A 16,395-nucleotide genomic window follows, 5' to 3' on the forward strand; every position below is an offset into this window, starting at 1 on the left:
TGGGGACGTCTCAGAAAACGGAAAATAAAGCACGTTAAGCCCATTGCAGACTCTAGATATTGACGAGTACGTCGGGTTTTCTCTTGTTTGAGTTGCCTCTTGTGGTAAGATAGTAATCAATTACTATCTTACCAGGAGTGCTCGTGGACACCCATCCAAAGCATCTGCCGGCCGATGAACGTCGTGCCGTAACTGTCGAGTCCGTCGTGGCGCTTGCCGGTTCACAAAACCCAAGCGAGATAACCACTGCGGCTATCGCTAAACACATGAACTTGACCCAGGGTGCGCTGTTTCGGCACTTCCCGAACAAGGAAGCCATTTGGCAGGCGGTCATGGAGTGGGTAGCAGAGCGCCTATTAGCCAGAATCGATCGATCCGCACAAGGAATCGAGTCGCCCTTGGCAGCCATGGAGGCGATGTTCATGAGTCATATCGAATTCGTAGCTGAGCACCCAGGCGTGCCAAGAATGATGTTTGGTGAGCTTCAGCGTGCCGAATCGACACCGGCCAAGCGCATGGTGCAAACCTTGATTCAGCGCTACGGCGAACGTTTGCATCGTCTCATCGAGAAAGGCAAGGCCAGCGGCGAGTTGTCTCCCTCGCTTGACAACGAGGCGGCGGCAACGCTGTTCATTGGCACGATCCAGGGCTTGGTCATGCAATCGCTGTTGGCGGGTGATGTGGGACGTATGCACCGCGATGCGCCGCGCGTCTTTGCAATTTATCGGCGTGGCATAAGGAGTGCGCAATGAAAAAGTTACCCTTGCAAGGCCGCACCCTGGCACTGCTTGCCGTCATCATTCCTTTGCTGGTGCTTTTTATTTATGTCGGTCTGCGATCAGGGCCGCTCGCCCCGGTCGCTGTGACGGTGGCAAGCGTGGAATCACAGGCTATCACACCGGCGCTGTTCGGCATCGGCACGGTGGAGGCGCGCTACACCTACAAGATCGGACCGACGTTTGCCGGGCGCGTCAAACGCCTGGAGGTGCATGTAGGCGACCAGGTCAAGGCCGGACAGGTGCTCGGCGAGATGGAGCCGGTCGACCTTGATGATCGGGTGCGCTCACAGGAGTCTGTATTCAAGCGGGCGGAAGCGGCTTTGCGCGAGGCAGAAGCCCGGCAAGCCTACGCGCAAACCCAGGCGCGCCGCTATGAGCAATTGTTTGCGGTGCGCTCGACCAGCGAGGAAATCGTCACCACCAAGCGGCAGGAACTGCAGATCGCCGATGCCGCCCTATCCGCCGCTCGGGAAGATATTGCCCGGGCACGCTCCGACCGCGAAGCACTCGTCGCGCAGCGGAGCAATCTGCGCCTGATCGCGCCGGTCGACGGTGTAGTCGCCGTGCGCGATGCCGATCCCGGCACGACCATCGTCGCGGGCCAGGCCGTGGTGGAAGTGATCGACCCCAAGAGTTTGTGGATCAATGTGCGCTTCGACCAGATCAGCGCATCGGGGCTGGCTGGGGGGCTGCCGGCTCATATCGTCCTGCGTTCGCGTGGTGGCCAGACCTTGAAAGGTCGCGTGCTGCGGGTGGAACCCAAGGCCGACGCGGTAACCGAGGAAACGCTTGCCAAGGTGACATTCGATAACAAACCAGAACCTTTGCCACCAGTGGGTGAACTGGCCGAAGTCACGGTTGACTTGCCGGCGCTCCCGGCCGCTCCACTGATCCCCAACGCTGCCGTCCAGCGTGAAGGCGATAAAGTTGGTGTCTGGCAAATCGTGGATGGTGATCTGCATTTCTCCCCGGTCAAGCTCGGCACTTCCGACCTCAATGGTTACGTGCAGGTGCGCGAAGGGCTCAAGAATGGGGACCAGGTTGTGACCTATAGCGAAAAGGCACTGACGGCGCGCAGCCGCATCCATGTGGTCGAGCATATCCCGGGAGTTTCACGATGATCAGCCTGGCCGGCCGCGACATTCTCCATGCCTGGGGGAAATTCGTCTTCACCGGCATCGGTCTGGGTCTGCTGATCGGCGTCACCCTAGTCATGGCTGGGGTGTACCGAGGCATGGTGGACGACGGCAAGGCGTTGCTCGACAACAGTGGCGCTGACCTTTGGGTGGTGCAAAAGGATACTCTGGGTCCTTATGCGGAGTCGTCCAGCCTCAACGATGACGTGTATCGCGCCATTCTCGCCATGCCGGGAGTCTCACAGGCAGCGAACGCGACCTACCTGACCATGCAGGTACGCAAGGGCGAGAGTGATGTACGCACCATGGTGGTCGGCATCGCGCCCGGTGCGTTGGGGGCTACACCCGGATGGCCTCCTTATCTCGTCGCTGGACGCCAGATCACGCGCGGTCACTACGAGGCTGTGGCCGACATCGCCACCGGCTTCAAACTGGGAGATCGTCTTGCCATTCGCCGCAATCATTACACCGTCGTGGGGCTGACACGGCGCATGGTGTCGTCCAGCGGCGACCCGATGGTATTCATTCCGCTCAAAGATGCCCAGGAGGCCCAGTTCCTCAAGGACAACGATGCCATCTGGCAAAGCCGGCGTCGCACCGAAGCCAACCCGGTCTTCAATCGACCCGGTGATCCAGGTTTGCTGGATGCCGTGATTGCTTCACAGAGCAGCAACGCGTTCGTCAATGCCGTGCTGGTCACTCTGAAACCTGGTCATGCGCCGGACGAGGTTGCCGAATCCATCCAGCGCTGGAAGCGTTTGACGGTCTACACCCGGGCACAGATGGAAGACATCCTCGTCGGCAAGCTGATCGCCACCTCGGCCAAGCAGATCGGCATGTTCCTTGTGATTCTGGCCATCGTTAGCGCGGCCATCGTTGCCTTCATCATCTATTCGCTGACGATGGACAAAATCCGTGAGATCGCGGTGTTGAAGCTCATCGGCACACGCAACCGAACCATCGCCGCGATGATCATGCAGCAGGCGCTCGCCCTGGGCGTGATTGGCTTCGTGGTCGGCAAGATCACAGCCACCTTTTCAGCACCGGCTTTTCCAAAATATGTCCTGCTCACGCCAATGGATTCTGTCGCCGGTTTTTTTGCCGTGCTCGTGATCTGCGTTCTAGCTAGCCTCGTCGCCATTCGCATAGCACTCAAGGTCGATCCGGCCGAAGCCATTGGAGGTTGAGATGAGTGGCAAAGGGATACACATCGAAAGTTTAAGCAAGCGGTATGGCGATGGTGACACCGCTGTCTTTGCCTTGAGAGACGTGAATATGCATGTTGCGCCTGGTGAAGTGGTGGGACTGATCGGCCCTTCCGGGTCCGGCAAGAGCACGCTGCTCAAGTGTCTGGGTGCGGTGATCGAACCGACCGCCGGTCGCATGACGCTGGGCGATGAAGTGATCTACGCCGATGGCTGGAAAGTCCGCGACCTGCGCGCCTTACGGCGTGACAAGATCGGTTTCGTTTTCCAGGCGCCGTACCTGATTCCGTTTCTCGATGTCACCGACAACGTGGCGCTGCTGCCGATGCTTGCAGGCGTCGCGAATGGAGAGTCGCGCGCGAAGGCACTGGAATTGCTCACAGCGCTTGATGTGCAACACCGAGCTCGCGCAATGCCCTCGCAACTCTCCGGTGGCGAGCAGCAACGGGTCGCCATCGCGCGCGGACTGGTCAATCGTCCGCCGGTGATCCTGGCCGATGAACCCACTGCGCCGCTGGATTCCGAGCGCGCCATGGCTGTAATCCGCATCCTCAACGACATGGCCCGGAAGTTCGAGACCGCCATCATCGTCGTCACCCATGACGAAAAGATCATCCCCACATTCAAGCGCATCTACCACATCCGCGACGGCGTGACCCATGAGGAAGCTGGCGAAGGGCGGGAGTTCGAATGAGAGAACGATTGAATTACAGGAGAATTTCATGACCCACCGCAAACACAGCCACGCATTTGGAACTATCACCCTGACCGTTACGGCCTGCCTGCTTTTATGGGGTTTTCAGTTGCCAGCTTGGGCTGGTGACGCTACCCAGGTTGAGCCACTGGCGCTACGCAAGATCATGCAGGAACTCGGGCGCAACATGCAGGCTATTACCGGTGCGATTTCGCAGGAGGAATGGGTTCAGGTCGTTCAGCTCGCCCCAAAAGTTGCTGCACACCCCGAGCCACCGCTTACTGAAAAAATGCGCATCCTTGCTTACCTCGGCGCTGATGCGACCAAGTTCAGAAACTTTGACGCGCAGACTCACGAGGCGGCGCTGGCCATGAAGCTGGCTGCTGCGAGCAGCGACGGCAAGGCGGTGACCCAATCATTCGCCCACGTGCAGGAAAGCTGCTTGGGCTGCCACCAAGCTTTCCGTAAACCTTTCGTGGAGCATTTTTATGGAGCACGCTAAAACATGCCAGCGCCCCATCAGCCTCGAAAGACGGCTTGCGGCAACTTACCTGGTAGCTGGTCTGGTCACCGCCGGTCTGGCCGGCTGCGCCGCCGGCCCTGATTTTCAGCGTCCCACCGCACCCGATGTGGCTCGCTACACTGCAACACCGGTAGCTGATAGAACCGTGTCCGCTCCCACGCAGTTCGGCGAAACACAACGTCTAGTCGAAGGGCTTCCGATCGAAACGCAATGGTGGCAAAGCTTGGGTTCATCCGCACTCGACGGACTGATAAACGAAGCTTTCCATGTCAGCCCGACGCTGGCGAGCATCAGCGCCAATTTGCGACAGGCGCAGGAGCTTCTTGCCGCACAGGCGGGCTCGACGCAATATCCACAGGTAGATGTCGCACTGGGATCTCAGCGCCAGCAAATGAGTCCCAGTAGCCAAGGGTTGAGCGGAGACGCACGTCAATTCAGCCTCTACAACGCCAGCGTTGGCGTGCATTACAACCTCGATCTGGCTGGCGGCAACCGGCGCGCACTCGAAGCCTTGGCTGCTCGCGCCGACTACCGTCGCTTCGAACTGAATGCTGCGCGCCTGGCCCTTGCCGGCAACATGGCAACCGCTGCCATTACCCGAGCACGCCTCGCCGCGCAACTAGAAGCCACTACTGCCATTTTGCGCGTGCAGGATGAGCAACTGCGCCTAGCCCATGAACGCGTGCGTATCGGTCAGGCCTCACCTGATGAAGCGTTGAGCCTACAAGCTCAGGCGGAGCAAACGCGGGCAGAACTGCCTGCGCTGCGTAAACAACTGCAACAAACCGAACATCTACTGGCGGTGCTAGCCGGTCGTGCCCCAGGCACGGGTGGCATCCCGGCCTTCACTCTGGCCGATTTCACTCTACCCGTCGAGATGCCGCTCGTCGTGCCCTCAGAACTGGTGCGCCGCCGACCGGATATCCAGGCGTCAGAGGCGCTGTTGCATGCGGCCAATGCAGACTATGGTGTGGCTGTCGCCAAGCTCTACCCACAGATCAACCTGAGCGCCAACCTTGGTTCTCAGGCGCTGACCACCGGTGCCCTGTTCGGTGGTGGCTCGGCAGTGTGGGGCCTGGTTGCGCAGCTCACCCAGCCTCTTTTTAATCCAGGGCTACCCGCTGAAAAAAGAGCGGCGCTCGCCGCTTTTGATGCCGCCGTAGCCAATTACCAGAGCGTCGTATTGGAGTCTTTGCGTAACGTCGCCGACACCCTGCGCGCGGTGGAAAGCGATGCACAAACTTTGACTGCCCTCGCTGCCGCTGATATGGCTGCACAGGCCTCCTTGCAGTCGGTCGAGCGGCAATACCGGCTGGGCGCGGCCAGCTACCTGCAACTGCTCATCGCGCAGCAACAGGCACAGTCAATCCGGATCAATATGGTTGCGGTCCAGGCACAACGCCTAGTCGATAGTGTTGTTTTATATCAGGCCCTGGGAGGTGGTGTCAGTTAAGACTATACCCTAACCTGATGTCAGATGTTGAGCACAAACAACGTCAGAGTAGGGTATTAATTTATATTTATTGACACATTCAGCCAAGGGTAATAGATTTCATCCTGACATTTTTACCTTTGGAGGCATCTTGCAAGGTCAACGTATCGGCTACGTTCGCGTCAGCAGCTTCGACCAGAATCCTGATCGACAACTGGAACAAATAGAAGTCGGCAAGGTATTCACCGATAAGGCTTCAGGCAAGGACACACAACGTCCCGAACTTGAAAGGCTGCTGGCCTTCGTCCGCGAGGGCGACACCGTGGTGGTGCATAGCATGGACAGGTTGGCACGCAACCTTGATGACCTGCGCCGCATCGTCCAAGGGCTGACACAACGGGGCGTGCGCATGGAGTTCGTCAAAGAAGGGCTAACGTTCACCGGCGAGGACTCACCGATGGCCAATCTGATGCTGTCGGTCATGGGAGCCTTTGCTGAGTTCGAGCGCGCTCTGATCCGCGAACGTCAGCGCGAGGGAATCGTGCTGGCTAAGCAGCGCGGGGCCTACCGGGGACGAAAGAAATCGCTGAACAGCGAACAAATTGCCGAGTTGAAACGGCGAGTTGCGGCAGGCGACCAGAAAACCTTGGTGGCCCGTGACTTCGGCATCAGCCGCGAAACCTTGTACCAGTACCTGCGGGAAGACTGACCATGCCACGCCGCTCAATCCTGTCCGCCACCGAGCGCGAAAGTCTGCTGACACTGCCAGATGCCAAAGACGAACTGATACGGCACTACACGTTCAACGAAACCGACCTGTCGGTGATCCGTCAGCGTCGCGGCGCCGCGAATCGATTGGGCTTCGCCGTGCAGCTTTGCTACTTGCGATTCCCTGGCATCTTCTTGGGCGTCGATGATCCTCCATTTCTGCCCCTGCTGCGCATGGTGGCCGCACAACTCAAGGTGCCGGTGGAAAGCTGGAACCATTACGGCCAGCGCGAGCAGACACGGCGGGAGCACTTGGTCGAGCTGCAAACGGTGTTTGGATTCAAGCCCTTCACCATGAGTCATTACCGGCAAGCCGTGCATACATTGACCGAACTGGCCTTGCAAACAGACAAAGGCATTGTGCTGGCCAGCACCCTTGTTGAAAACCTGCGGCGGCAGAGCATCATCCTACCCGCCATGAATGCCATCGAGCGCGCAAGCGCCGAGGCCATTACCCGTGCCAACCGAAGCATCCATGCGGCATTGGCCGATTCCTTGATACCTGTCCATCGCCAGCGCCTGGACGAACTGCTCAAGCGCAAGGATGGTAGCAAAATGACGTGGCTAGCGTGGCTGCGCCAATCGCCCGCCAAGCCGAACTCGCGCCACATGCTTGAACACATCGAACGCCTCAAAGCCTGGCAGGCGCTTGACCTACCTGCTGGCATCGAACGGCAGGTACACCAAAACCGCTTGCTCAAGATCGCCCGCGAAGGCGGCCAGATGACGCCCGCCGACCTGGCCAAGTTCGAGTCGCAGCGGCGTTACGCCACCTTGGTAGCACTGGCCATCGAGGGCATGGCCACCGTCACTGATGAAATCATCGACCTTCACGACCGTATCATCGGCAAGCTGTTCAATGCGGCCAAGAACAAGCATCAACAGCAGTTCCAGGCTTCCGGCAAGGCGATCAACGACAAGGTGCGGATGTATGGGCGCATCGAGCGCACGCTGTTCATTCTGGATTGGCTGCAAAGCGTGGAGCTGCGCCGCCGCGTCCATGCGGGGCTGAATAAGGGCGAGGCGCGCAACGCGCTGGCCAGGGCGGTCTTCTTCTACCGATTGGGTGAAATCCGCGACCGCAGTTTTGAGCAGCAGCGCTACCGGGCCAGCGGCCTCAATCTGGTGACGGCGGCCATCGTGTTGTGGAACACGGTCTATCTGGAGCGTGCCACCAGTGCTTTGCGTGCCCACGGCAAGGCGCTGGACGACACGTTGCTGCAATATCTGTCCCCGCTGGGGTGGGAGCATATCAACCTGACCGGCGATTACCTATGGCGCAGCAGTGCCAAGGTCGGTGCGGGGAAGTTCAGGCCATTGCGACCGCTGCCACCGGCTTAGCGTGCTTTATTTTCCGTTTTCTGAGACGACCCCTTTTTGACTTCTGACATGTGTTTTTCCTTTGTATTTTATATGTAGCCCTTCTAGGGGCATTGATACTGCAAAGCTAAAAAATCTTGTCACGAGCACCAAGGTTAGGTGCGTGGTGTGGATCTAAACTCTGAGATGTATGGAATCATTACGAATCACCAACAAGGCTACCCATTCGCACTCTCAGCACCCCATCTTTGTAGGCCGATATAGTTCCGTCGTGGCTTATTGTCATCGTCGAACACCCTTGCTTTACCGCTTCTACAGTGCTCGTGGAGCCGTAATCACCACGATTCTGCTGAAGAGCTTTGACAAAGAGTGTTGCGGCCGCTCGCTTAAGCTCATCAACGTCTTGCATATCGATCCCTGAATTTGTGCTGGCTAACCATGCCAGCCGGGCTACGTCTACGATTATTCAACCCAAGAATAAATGACATAAGTAATATGGAATGACGTAACGAGATGGGCGGAAGTGCCTTTAAAACCCGGGTGTTCATGTCGGAATTACCCCCACCCATCTCGTTACCCCATCGGTCGGGTGGCCGTGGCCACCGTCCCTGCGTTCCGTAATCAGACTCGCTCAGTCTGCTCCATTTCGATAACAGGGCTGGAGACTGACCCTGCTGGTGTTTGGCTATTACGCTACTGCCAGGTACTGAGAGTCGTTTGCATTTATTTTAAAAGTAAAAATAATCGCTCACCGCCGAAAACGAGAGTGACTATAATTGATATAAGTAGGTAGGTAAATACCTATCTTACAGATTTTTCACTTTGACGGTTCGTTTGATCAGTTTCAGATCACCTACCTAAGCAATGGGATTATTTCTTCTAATTCGGAAAGAGACAGCACTCCAGACATTAAACCTATACGCATTGGCACGTTCATGCGCCCTTTTGCATACAGGAAGCCCATTGCGCCAGCACAATGCTTCTCCTTCCCAGAAGGGTGATAGATGCCCTCACTGTCGTGAAAGCCACCAGTGGGATGCGTTGTCTTGTGACACTGGAACGGGGTCATGTCGTCGTCCAGCAAATTCTGTTTGATTTCCGCAAGGCGCTCTTCCCCGATCTCAATGCCATTCTCCTTCAGGAACGGACAGTTTGCGCAGGGCTTCTTGATAGACAGAAAGCGTTTAAAATCCATTGTGGTTACTCTTTGATGGGCATTGCAGAAATGATAAAGCGCCCACGAGAGGCGCTTAAGTGATAGTTGACGGTGATGGTTATGTTTTCGGCTCTGGGGAAGCAGCTGCTGGCTCAGGCGTCTTCCTCATGATCCTTACAGCATATTCTTTACCCTGAATCGTGTAGCTCTGCTGTCCCTTCAATTTGCCGTATCTCATTTCTATGATGGTAAACAGCTTCCAGGCCAAGTCTTCTAACTTTGCAGTGCGGCAGAACAACCATAAGATAATCAGTTTGGTTCCTTTCCCTCCCACCATGAACGCAGCGTAAAAGCCGCTCAGTAGAAAGTAAGCCAACAACAGGCTGTCAGAAATTGAAATATTATCCATTGCGTTTAAATTCCTTAACTTCAACAACCTTGTACACTCGGCGCCCCATGACGACAGTGCCGGTCTTCAACTCCTGCTTAAGCATATCAACGATGAAATATGCCGAACCGAGCACACCACCGATCAACCCTAACAGGATGTATGGAATCACGTTGTGCATCACTCTTTATCCCCAATACGGTCTTCTGTATCACGAAGGCAGCTTGGCCACTTAAGCCGAGGGTGGCGCAGACTTCCATCTGGCGTGTATTCGTGGAAATTGACCTTCACGATGCGCCCCATGTATTTATCCTGATTCAGCCAGATCTCATCGAGGTATTGATGCTTGAAACCTGAAGCACGAACTTCCGTACCATCCTCCAAACGGACAACGATTTTACCGAGGGTGTGTGCGAAGCCGGCATCCGGGTCGCCAGGCAGGAAGCCAATGATTTCACCATCTGCCTCATTCTCATCCTTCATTTTCCACCAGGCACGAGAGCGCTTAAATTCGTACACCGAGTTGGGATCGTAAGCCATCTCCCCTTCTTCGTTCTCGTCCAAACGCTGCATGAATCGAGCAATATACTCTTCGTGGCTATGGTAGATTTCAAAGGGAACCAGCACCAAATCACCAGCTGACTCTTCGCTTCTCTCATTGCGGAACCACGCCACCAGCGCAGCCTTACGTTCCTTCAGCTTCATGCCATTGGCTTTATACTCTTTGGTCTTGGCCAACGCCTTCCACTCTGGCAAGAAGAAGTCGAAGATGTGGAACTGAGCGCCAACTGCTTTCACATTCTTTTTGCGGATCGCTGAAACAGTGCCGTTGAATGAGCCGACCGTTGCCTCGCCATCAAAGAAGACATGTTGATGACTGGTGGCGCGAGCCAACTCCAGCATTGCCGGTTTAAGGTGATCGAGTGACGTTACTGGATTGCCGGTGCGCGACAGGAAGTTAACCTCTTCTTCGCCCACAATCACCTCGCATATAACGCGCATCCCATCGAGCTTGATGCTTCCAATCATCGGCCATTTGGCGTGTTTGTTCGGCTTGAACGGGAACTTGTCCCCCTTTTCTTTGTAGGCGGTGGCCAGCTGAACTTCAAACACTGGAATCGGCGCCGAGAAAATTTTGTTGCAAAGGCTAATGCCTACACCTGCCTTCGGATCTTTCAATAGGAAGCGGCGAAATACGTCCTGACCAGCCTCACACATAGAGCCAACGATGGACTCAACCGCGGTTACAGCTGCTCCACCTGTCAGTTGACGCGTTGCCAGCTGCTCCAACATATCCAATACCTTCTGGTCACTTGGCGTGGACACCAGCTGCGCCGGAGCTACGTTATACTTCTTGATGCCGAAGCGGATGAATGGATTGAGCATCAGCGAAACGGCTTTTTGCTCGAAGTCGTCCAGCTTGGCCAAAGCCTCTTTCTTGGCATTGGTTCCCATCGCTTTGATGTCATCCAGCTTGGTTCGAAGGGCAATCAGCTTTTCCATTAAAACGGCACTCCTTGTACTGGCTCGTGTTGTGTAAATTCAGCGTGAAACTGTTCGATCGGCAGCGAGTAGATGTCGCCGGTCGATGTTGATTTGAAAACTGCGGTAGGAACGAAGCCTTCCATGGTGGCTTTTTGGTTAGCGAACATAACCAGCTCGTAAAGCCCACCGTGTTTCTTATTCGTCCACTGATGCCAATATTCGATGAGGCGTCGGAATCGAAGCGCTGCACCGGTTCCAATAGCGTCGTACCACTTCTGCACAGTCTGGCCATTCACCTTGTGCTCAAGCGCAAAGCCGTATGTTGAAACAGCCAGAACGCGACACTCTTCCCACGTTCTTTGCCCCTCCAAATCGACCATGAAATAAGCGCGCTCCCCTTCTTTAAGATCCGAAACTTTCATGTGTTTTCCTCTTGCACTAAGGCTGAGTGGAGGTCAGTAATAGCCTCGAACTCGCCATTTTTTGTTGTGTCTTCTGGTTTTGATTTACGCGACGGCAGAAGTGACATCGCGGATTTGGTCTTGCGCTGGCCACCGAAACTGCTCTGATTGTTACGAGCTGCAACTTCAGCAACCAAAGCACCGTAGTCTTCGAAGTAGAGTGATTCACCGGCACGAACTTCCTCGACCATCATCTTCAACGCTTTGCATTTGCCGCCGCGGATAGCCGTTACACATTCACTGAATGAGCCGGGCGGCAGCCGACCCTCATTGAATGCCAGAATCGTGTGCTGGCAGACCGTGTAGCTCGCTCTTGTTGGTTCCTTGCGGATCAGCACTTCCTCGCACTTCAGGCTGAACATGTTGTTGCCCGATATGGATGGGATCTTGGAAAAGTCGGTCTTTGAAGCTGTCATTCTGTATCACCAAAATAGCTAATCACTTATTAACGCAATTATAAAAAAGCCCCAAACGGGGCTATAGCTTTTTTGTCAGGCTACCAGCTTCCCCAGCCAGACATGACGGCGTGTTGTCGGTCACGGAAAGGCTTCAGAAGCTCTTCCGCGGTGTGCAGAGCGTATGATTTAGCTTCCTGCATCAACATTGGCATTTCGTTCGACATCTTCACCAGGCGGCGTTCGTACTCACCCATGACGCCATCGCAGGCTGAACTGCAGGCATTGATAATGTCCTGCTTGCGACGATCCCCACCGGTCAATTTCATTAACGCTGGGAAGTTCTTCTCATTGGCTGCTTTGGTGGCGGTTCCTCGCCCTTCCAGAACCAGGTCAACCATGCCTTCCGGGACACTCATATTTGCAGTGTTGTCGTCACCAACCACACTCGTTGCCCAGAGTTCGTTTATGGCCGACGACGATTCAACGCTTTCGCATTTTTCATCCATGAACTCAAAGAACTTCCATAGGTCGTCACGATGAAGCTCTTCAAGAACCGTCTGGGTCTGGACGATGTAGCCGTTGTAATAAGCAGCTGTATGGGTGACAGGTGAATCCCCCATTCGACTGATAAAACTGACGATCGCCGCGCATCGAGGCGCTTCGTTACTTACGCTTGGGCGAACATCGCCAACAACCATGGTGACCGTCAAATATGGGTATTCGGCCAGCAGTAACTTGCCAGCCTCTGCGGTCGCGATTCTGTCAGCTCCAGCCTGAATAGCCTGGACAACAACCGAGTCGAACTCTTCTTCGCTCAGCGGCAGCTTTGAGTCTCTAACCAGCTTTGTGATTTCATGAGTGATATTCGGGTGCATCTTCATCTCTCTTATAGACTTTGGTCGCCATTATAATTAATGATTGGTAGTTAGCTACTTATTTTCTTAGGTCAGACCAAAGCCGCTATTCCTTTTACCTTTGCCATTAACTCAAGCTGGCGAGTGTAGGGCTTCGCTCGGAAGTAGGCTTTGATGATTTCCTCAACAGATGCGTCGCCCGGGTCAACGCCCTCTTTACCCAAACAGGCTATCTTCACGTTAAGTCCGATCCCCACCAGCTTACGCGCGGCGGCCATTGTGTTTCGGATTGCCTGCTTCTCGCTGTCCCACATCATTACGACGTTCTTCAGCCCCTTCGATTTGAGCGTCAGGAATGCACCTAACTGATCCTCTTCGTCCTGCGTCGTTACGCCAGACAAGTGCATACCAAACGTCCCGATTGGCTCAACGTAATCCCGCAGCGTTGGTTCATCGAACAGCGCTCGCTTGATCCCAATAACGTCAAATGCCCCCTCGCTCACCACGACAGTCTGTTTACCCACTGCGTTGTGGCCGTTATAGAGAAACTTACCTGAAGCCGGCAACGTCATGGGGAAGAGATAGCGACGCTCCGCAGTGCCAGTAACGTCACGCCCCTGGAAGGTTTTCATCACGCCATCGAGGTCGTAAATTGGTATCAGAATACGCATACCGAAATCTTGGCCACGAACCTGGTCGTTGTAGACATCCACATAAGCATGTTTGCCCTCTACGCAGTATCTAAGGTCGAAATATTTGGCCAGCTCAGGCGTTACATTTCTCTCCACAAGATAAGTGGGTAGTTGACCCTCGATCGGAAGCTCATAGTGACGCGGCAACGAAACCGGCCCTTCCAGCTCGACGGCGCTGGTCAGTTTTACCTCTTCTCGTTTCGGCGCCCAGCCCTGCTCCAGCAGCGCATTGTTCACGTATTCCTCAAATGCACGGCGTGACTTGCCGCTGTAATGCTTCAGGAATACCAGCTTGTTGAATTGGATCTCTTCTGGGTGATCACCAGCAAAGCATTTACCGACGTTGTTGGTCAGATTGAAATACACCTTCCAACCGGAGCTGCTGCAAACCGGGCATTCCTTGATGTTTATTTCACGACCGCGCGCGCTGACACCACCACGGCGATAGATGATTCCCTCTGTATCGAGCCACTGCTCAAAGTCCAGCTCGGTCAAAAGCTCTTTAATGTCGCTCATGCCAGCAATCCTCTCCGGTCATTATTTGAAGGCAATTTTGTGTGTATTAGGGAAGATGGGGTATGATGGCCGCTCATGTGTTTTTCCCTTGTTGTTTTTAACAGGGCGAGAAACTTGATTTCTCGAATTGGAAATGAGGCGTGGCGATTTTTGCCACGCCTTTATTTTTTAGATAACGTCGAGAATTTCCTGAATGAACCGCATCTGCTCCAGGTTCTGCTTCACTCGGATGCTGATGTTGCCTTTCTGGTTACGAGAGCCTGCAAAGTACAAGCGCGCTTCCCCCTTCGTCGCTTCCTCTTCCGTTTTGTTGATTGAGATTACCAGGTCAGCGATACGCACCTTTTCAATGTTATCCGCGGCGTGCATCATCGTGGCTACCTCAGACGCCCCACCCTCTCGGTTTGTCTGGGATGCAGTTATGCCAGCGGCGTTGTGTTTGTCGAAGACTGCACGGAGATCGGTATAGATGCTCTTCACATCTGCACGTTCATCACCGCTGCGTCGTGTTGGCTTCATCAGGTCGGCATAATCCACCACGACCATGTCAGGAATCATGCCGTTCGACTTCATGCCTTCCAGCAAGCGGTCGAGGTCTGCAGGTGACAAGCTGCCAGACGGTCTCTCCACAACCCACAAATTACCTACGCCGGTACTGGCGCCCAGGTCGGCCAGCTTCTTATGAACATCGTCACGCTTCTCGATCAGCTTCGTCATTTCGGTTTGAGAAAGACGTGCGTCGAAACGGTCAGACAAGATTGCCGTGTGAACTTCCAGCGAGACGTACAGGACGTTGAAGCCCTTTAAAGTCGCGTTAATGGAGAACTCACCCATGGCCGTCGATTTACCAGACTTTGCGAAGCCCATAAAGAGAACCATCTCACGACGCCCCCAGCCCTTCTGATACAGCAGACGATCCAACAACGGTATGCCTGTTGTGATGCTGTTTGGCACGTAATCCTCAGACGCCTCATACTCACGTTGCTTTAAACGCTCGGCCGCTTCGCCCAGATAGTTGTAGATGCCTATGGTGTCACTCGCGCCCACCAGCTGCACCTTGGCCATCACTTCCATGGCGCGTTCGAAGTCGCCCTTCTCTTTCAGCTCGGCGGCTTTGATCAGCGCGTCATCGAAAGCTATGCTCCGGGCAAATGTGGCCACGCGGTCAACCATGTATTTGGTGTCTGTCAATTTCTCACCCAACACACGCTTGAAGGCGCCGACCACATCCGGGAACAGCTCTTCGCGGATCGTCTTATCTTTCTTCGCGCGCTTCAGCTGGTCGAGAATGGCGGTGCTGGATGGTGCGCTCTTGTACATGCGGAAGTAGGACGAAACAAGGTTAACCAATATTGCGTTAGCCGCGTTTTCAAATTGGCTCGGATCAACCAAATCCCCGGCGCGCATCAGGAACTCCTGATCCTTGCAGTAGTAGGCTGTTAGTCGGTTCTGGAAGTCATCATCAAACTCTTCCGACAATGGGCGTCCGGTATGGCAAATGGTGGTCATTGCGCCACCTCTTTAATCATGTTCATGTGCTTTTCCATCGTTCTAAACAACTTGTTTATTAAGTTTACTAAGTGGGCGAAGGCAATCAATTCAGTGACCGTGCTTCCATGGTTTCGTTAGGGAAGCGCTGAAGCGCTATGTGTTCGGGCAGAAGCTCTGTCAGCCAAACGGCGGAGTAGATAATCAGAACGCGACGGGATGGCTCACGATTTTCAATCTGCGTGAGAAGCCACTCAAAGTAGTCTCGCTGGATTTCAACGTTGTCCCCTTGCACGATTACCCCAGAAGAGCCAGAACCCCACAGAGAGCTATCCAGACGGGTTAGCGCGCGTTTCTTTAATCTGTCTTCGAAGATCTCTATCAGCTCTGGTTGCCAAAGATGTTGAGGGCGTGGCAGCTTATCCCAGAGACGTGATGCGGCGATCGACAGAACGGTGCCAATGAAATAGCCGTAATTGACGCAGTAGCGATCAGCAAACTGACGCGCTTTCCAAAGTGATGTCTTGTTGGCGGCAGATTGATCCTGAAACGGAACTCGTTTTAAACCGGTGTTGAAAGGCGCACTCTGGAAGTCTTCACGACCGTGAGTGAGCATGATGTTGGCGTACTGGCGTTTGTACTCTTCGGTAAAGACAGCTGTAGCCTGGAGTGGGTGCATGTCGCGGTAATCAAACCACTTAGTCTCGAAGAGGTCAGCTTCGCCTTTACAGCGAGACAGCCCTATGTTCTTAGCGACCCACTCATCCATGACGGCCGAATCCCACTCTTCCATGAATCCATACTGGTCGTCGTTGCCTAAGCATTGGTAAAAGAAATTGCTCATAGTAGGTGGCTGGTTAGTTATCCGTTGCTGGATGATAGCTAGTTACCAATCTTTTTTAAAGCAGTGAATGCAGGGAGTTTGGTGGTGATAAGGCTGGGTTGTGTTGGCTGCAAGCAACCTGCTTCCGTATATTTTAATATATTGGTCTTATTATTTTATTGAGAAGCAGGCTTTATTTGTTGCCAACCCAGAACGTCTTCAGTTAACTTAAAAGTCGAAATCTGGCAGACCCGAAAGGTTTGTCTCTTGTGGTGAA

18 protein-coding genes are annotated in these 16,395 nt (G+C 54.4%); 8 read left to right on the plus strand and 10 right to left on the minus strand.

Annotated elements, in window-relative coordinates; genetic code table 11:
• The first annotated feature begins 143 nt into the window (after positions 1–143).
• From OGW13_RS11205 to OGW13_RS11240, 8 genes are all read left to right on the plus strand, one after another.
• A complete protein-coding gene (locus OGW13_RS11205) occupies positions 144–752 on the plus strand; it encodes a TetR/AcrR family transcriptional regulator (protein WP_004393990.1) in 609 nt (202 codons plus the stop codon).
• Positions 749–1,900, plus strand: coding sequence for an efflux RND transporter periplasmic adaptor subunit (locus tag OGW13_RS11210; protein ID WP_022652304.1), 1,152 nt, complete (start codon positions 749–751; stop codon positions 1,898–1,900). The genes OGW13_RS11205 and OGW13_RS11210 overlap by 4 nt, the downstream gene beginning before the upstream one ends.
• Positions 1,897–3,102, plus strand: coding sequence for an ABC transporter permease (locus OGW13_RS11215; RefSeq protein WP_022652303.1), 1,206 nt, complete (start codon positions 1,897–1,899; stop codon positions 3,100–3,102). The genes OGW13_RS11210 and OGW13_RS11215 overlap by 4 nt, the downstream gene beginning before the upstream one ends.
• 1 nt (position 3,103) lies before the next feature.
• Positions 3,104–3,814, plus strand: coding sequence for an ABC transporter ATP-binding protein (locus tag OGW13_RS11220; RefSeq protein WP_004393997.1), 711 nt, complete (start codon positions 3,104–3,106; stop codon positions 3,812–3,814).
• A 28-nt stretch (positions 3,815–3,842) separates the two neighbouring features.
• A complete protein-coding gene (locus OGW13_RS11225; protein WP_016236502.1) occupies positions 3,843–4,316 on the plus strand; it encodes a cytochrome c in 474 nt (157 codons plus the stop codon).
• Positions 4,303–5,790 carry an efflux transporter outer membrane subunit gene (locus OGW13_RS11230; RefSeq protein ID WP_088244041.1) on the plus strand — a complete coding sequence of 496 codons (1,488 nt, stop codon included), beginning with the start codon at positions 4,303–4,305 and terminating at the stop codon, positions 5,788–5,790. The genes OGW13_RS11225 and OGW13_RS11230 overlap by 14 nt, the downstream gene beginning before the upstream one ends.
• A 130-nt stretch (positions 5,791–5,920) precedes the next feature.
• Entirely contained in the window at positions 5,921–6,478 is a 558-nt protein-coding gene (locus OGW13_RS11235; RefSeq protein ID WP_001162010.1) for a recombinase family protein, read from the plus strand.
• A gap of 2 nt (positions 6,479–6,480) precedes the next feature.
• Positions 6,481–7,878 (plus strand): DUF4158 domain-containing protein, encoded by a 1,398-nt coding sequence (locus OGW13_RS11240; protein ID WP_174501489.1) that lies wholly within the window; start codon positions 6,481–6,483, stop codon positions 7,876–7,878.
• An 832-nt stretch (positions 7,879–8,710) separates the two neighbouring features.
• Here the strand turns inward: OGW13_RS11240 and OGW13_RS11245 are convergent.
• The 10 genes from OGW13_RS11245 to OGW13_RS11290 form a co-directional block, all read right to left on the minus strand.
• Positions 8,711–9,052, minus strand: a complete 342-nt coding sequence (locus OGW13_RS11245) for a DUF6283 family protein (protein ID WP_287116087.1) — start codon at positions 9,050–9,052, stop codon at positions 8,711–8,713.
• A 79-nt stretch (positions 9,053–9,131) separates the two neighbouring features.
• Positions 9,132–9,422 (minus strand): hypothetical protein, encoded by a 291-nt coding sequence (locus OGW13_RS11250; protein WP_287116088.1) that lies wholly within the window; start codon positions 9,420–9,422, stop codon positions 9,132–9,134.
• Positions 9,415–9,585, minus strand: a complete 171-nt coding sequence (locus tag OGW13_RS11255) for a hypothetical protein (RefSeq protein WP_287116161.1) — start codon at positions 9,583–9,585, stop codon at positions 9,415–9,417. The genes OGW13_RS11250 and OGW13_RS11255 overlap by 8 nt, the downstream gene beginning before the upstream one ends.
• Positions 9,582–10,904 carry an ATP-dependent DNA ligase gene (locus tag OGW13_RS11260; protein ID WP_072931915.1) on the minus strand — a complete coding sequence of 441 codons (1,323 nt, stop codon included), beginning with the start codon at positions 10,902–10,904 and terminating at the stop codon, positions 9,582–9,584. Before OGW13_RS11260 ends, OGW13_RS11255 begins: the two co-directional genes overlap by 4 nt.
• Entirely contained in the window at positions 10,904–11,308 is a 405-nt protein-coding gene (locus OGW13_RS11265; RefSeq protein WP_072931917.1) for a hypothetical protein, read from the minus strand. Before OGW13_RS11265 ends, OGW13_RS11260 begins: the two co-directional genes overlap by 1 nt.
• Positions 11,305–11,763, minus strand: a complete 459-nt coding sequence (locus OGW13_RS11270; RefSeq protein WP_287116089.1) for a hypothetical protein — start codon at positions 11,761–11,763, stop codon at positions 11,305–11,307. Before OGW13_RS11270 ends, OGW13_RS11265 begins: the two co-directional genes overlap by 4 nt.
• 80 nt (positions 11,764–11,843) lie before the next feature.
• Positions 11,844–12,620, minus strand: a complete 777-nt coding sequence (locus OGW13_RS11275; RefSeq protein WP_287116090.1) for a hypothetical protein — start codon at positions 12,618–12,620, stop codon at positions 11,844–11,846.
• Between the two features lie 71 nt (positions 12,621–12,691).
• Positions 12,692–13,807: a DNA primase gene (locus tag OGW13_RS11280; protein WP_287116091.1), complete on the minus strand. Its 1,116-nt coding sequence runs from the start codon at positions 13,805–13,807 to the stop codon at positions 12,692–12,694.
• A 168-nt stretch (positions 13,808–13,975) separates the two neighbouring features.
• Positions 13,976–15,316 carry a DnaB-like helicase C-terminal domain-containing protein gene (locus OGW13_RS11285; protein WP_287116092.1) on the minus strand — a complete coding sequence of 447 codons (1,341 nt, stop codon included), beginning with the start codon at positions 15,314–15,316 and terminating at the stop codon, positions 13,976–13,978.
• An 85-nt stretch (positions 15,317–15,401) separates the two neighbouring features.
• Entirely contained in the window at positions 15,402–16,139 is a 738-nt protein-coding gene (locus tag OGW13_RS11290; RefSeq protein WP_287116093.1) for a hypothetical protein, read from the minus strand.
• Between the last annotated feature and the right edge of the window lie 256 nt (positions 16,140–16,395).

Source organism: Citrobacter sp. Ca225 (assembly GCF_030337175.1).
In the GTDB taxonomy this organism is placed as follows: Bacteria; Pseudomonadota; Gammaproteobacteria; order Enterobacterales; family Enterobacteriaceae; genus Citrobacter_A; species Citrobacter_A amalonaticus.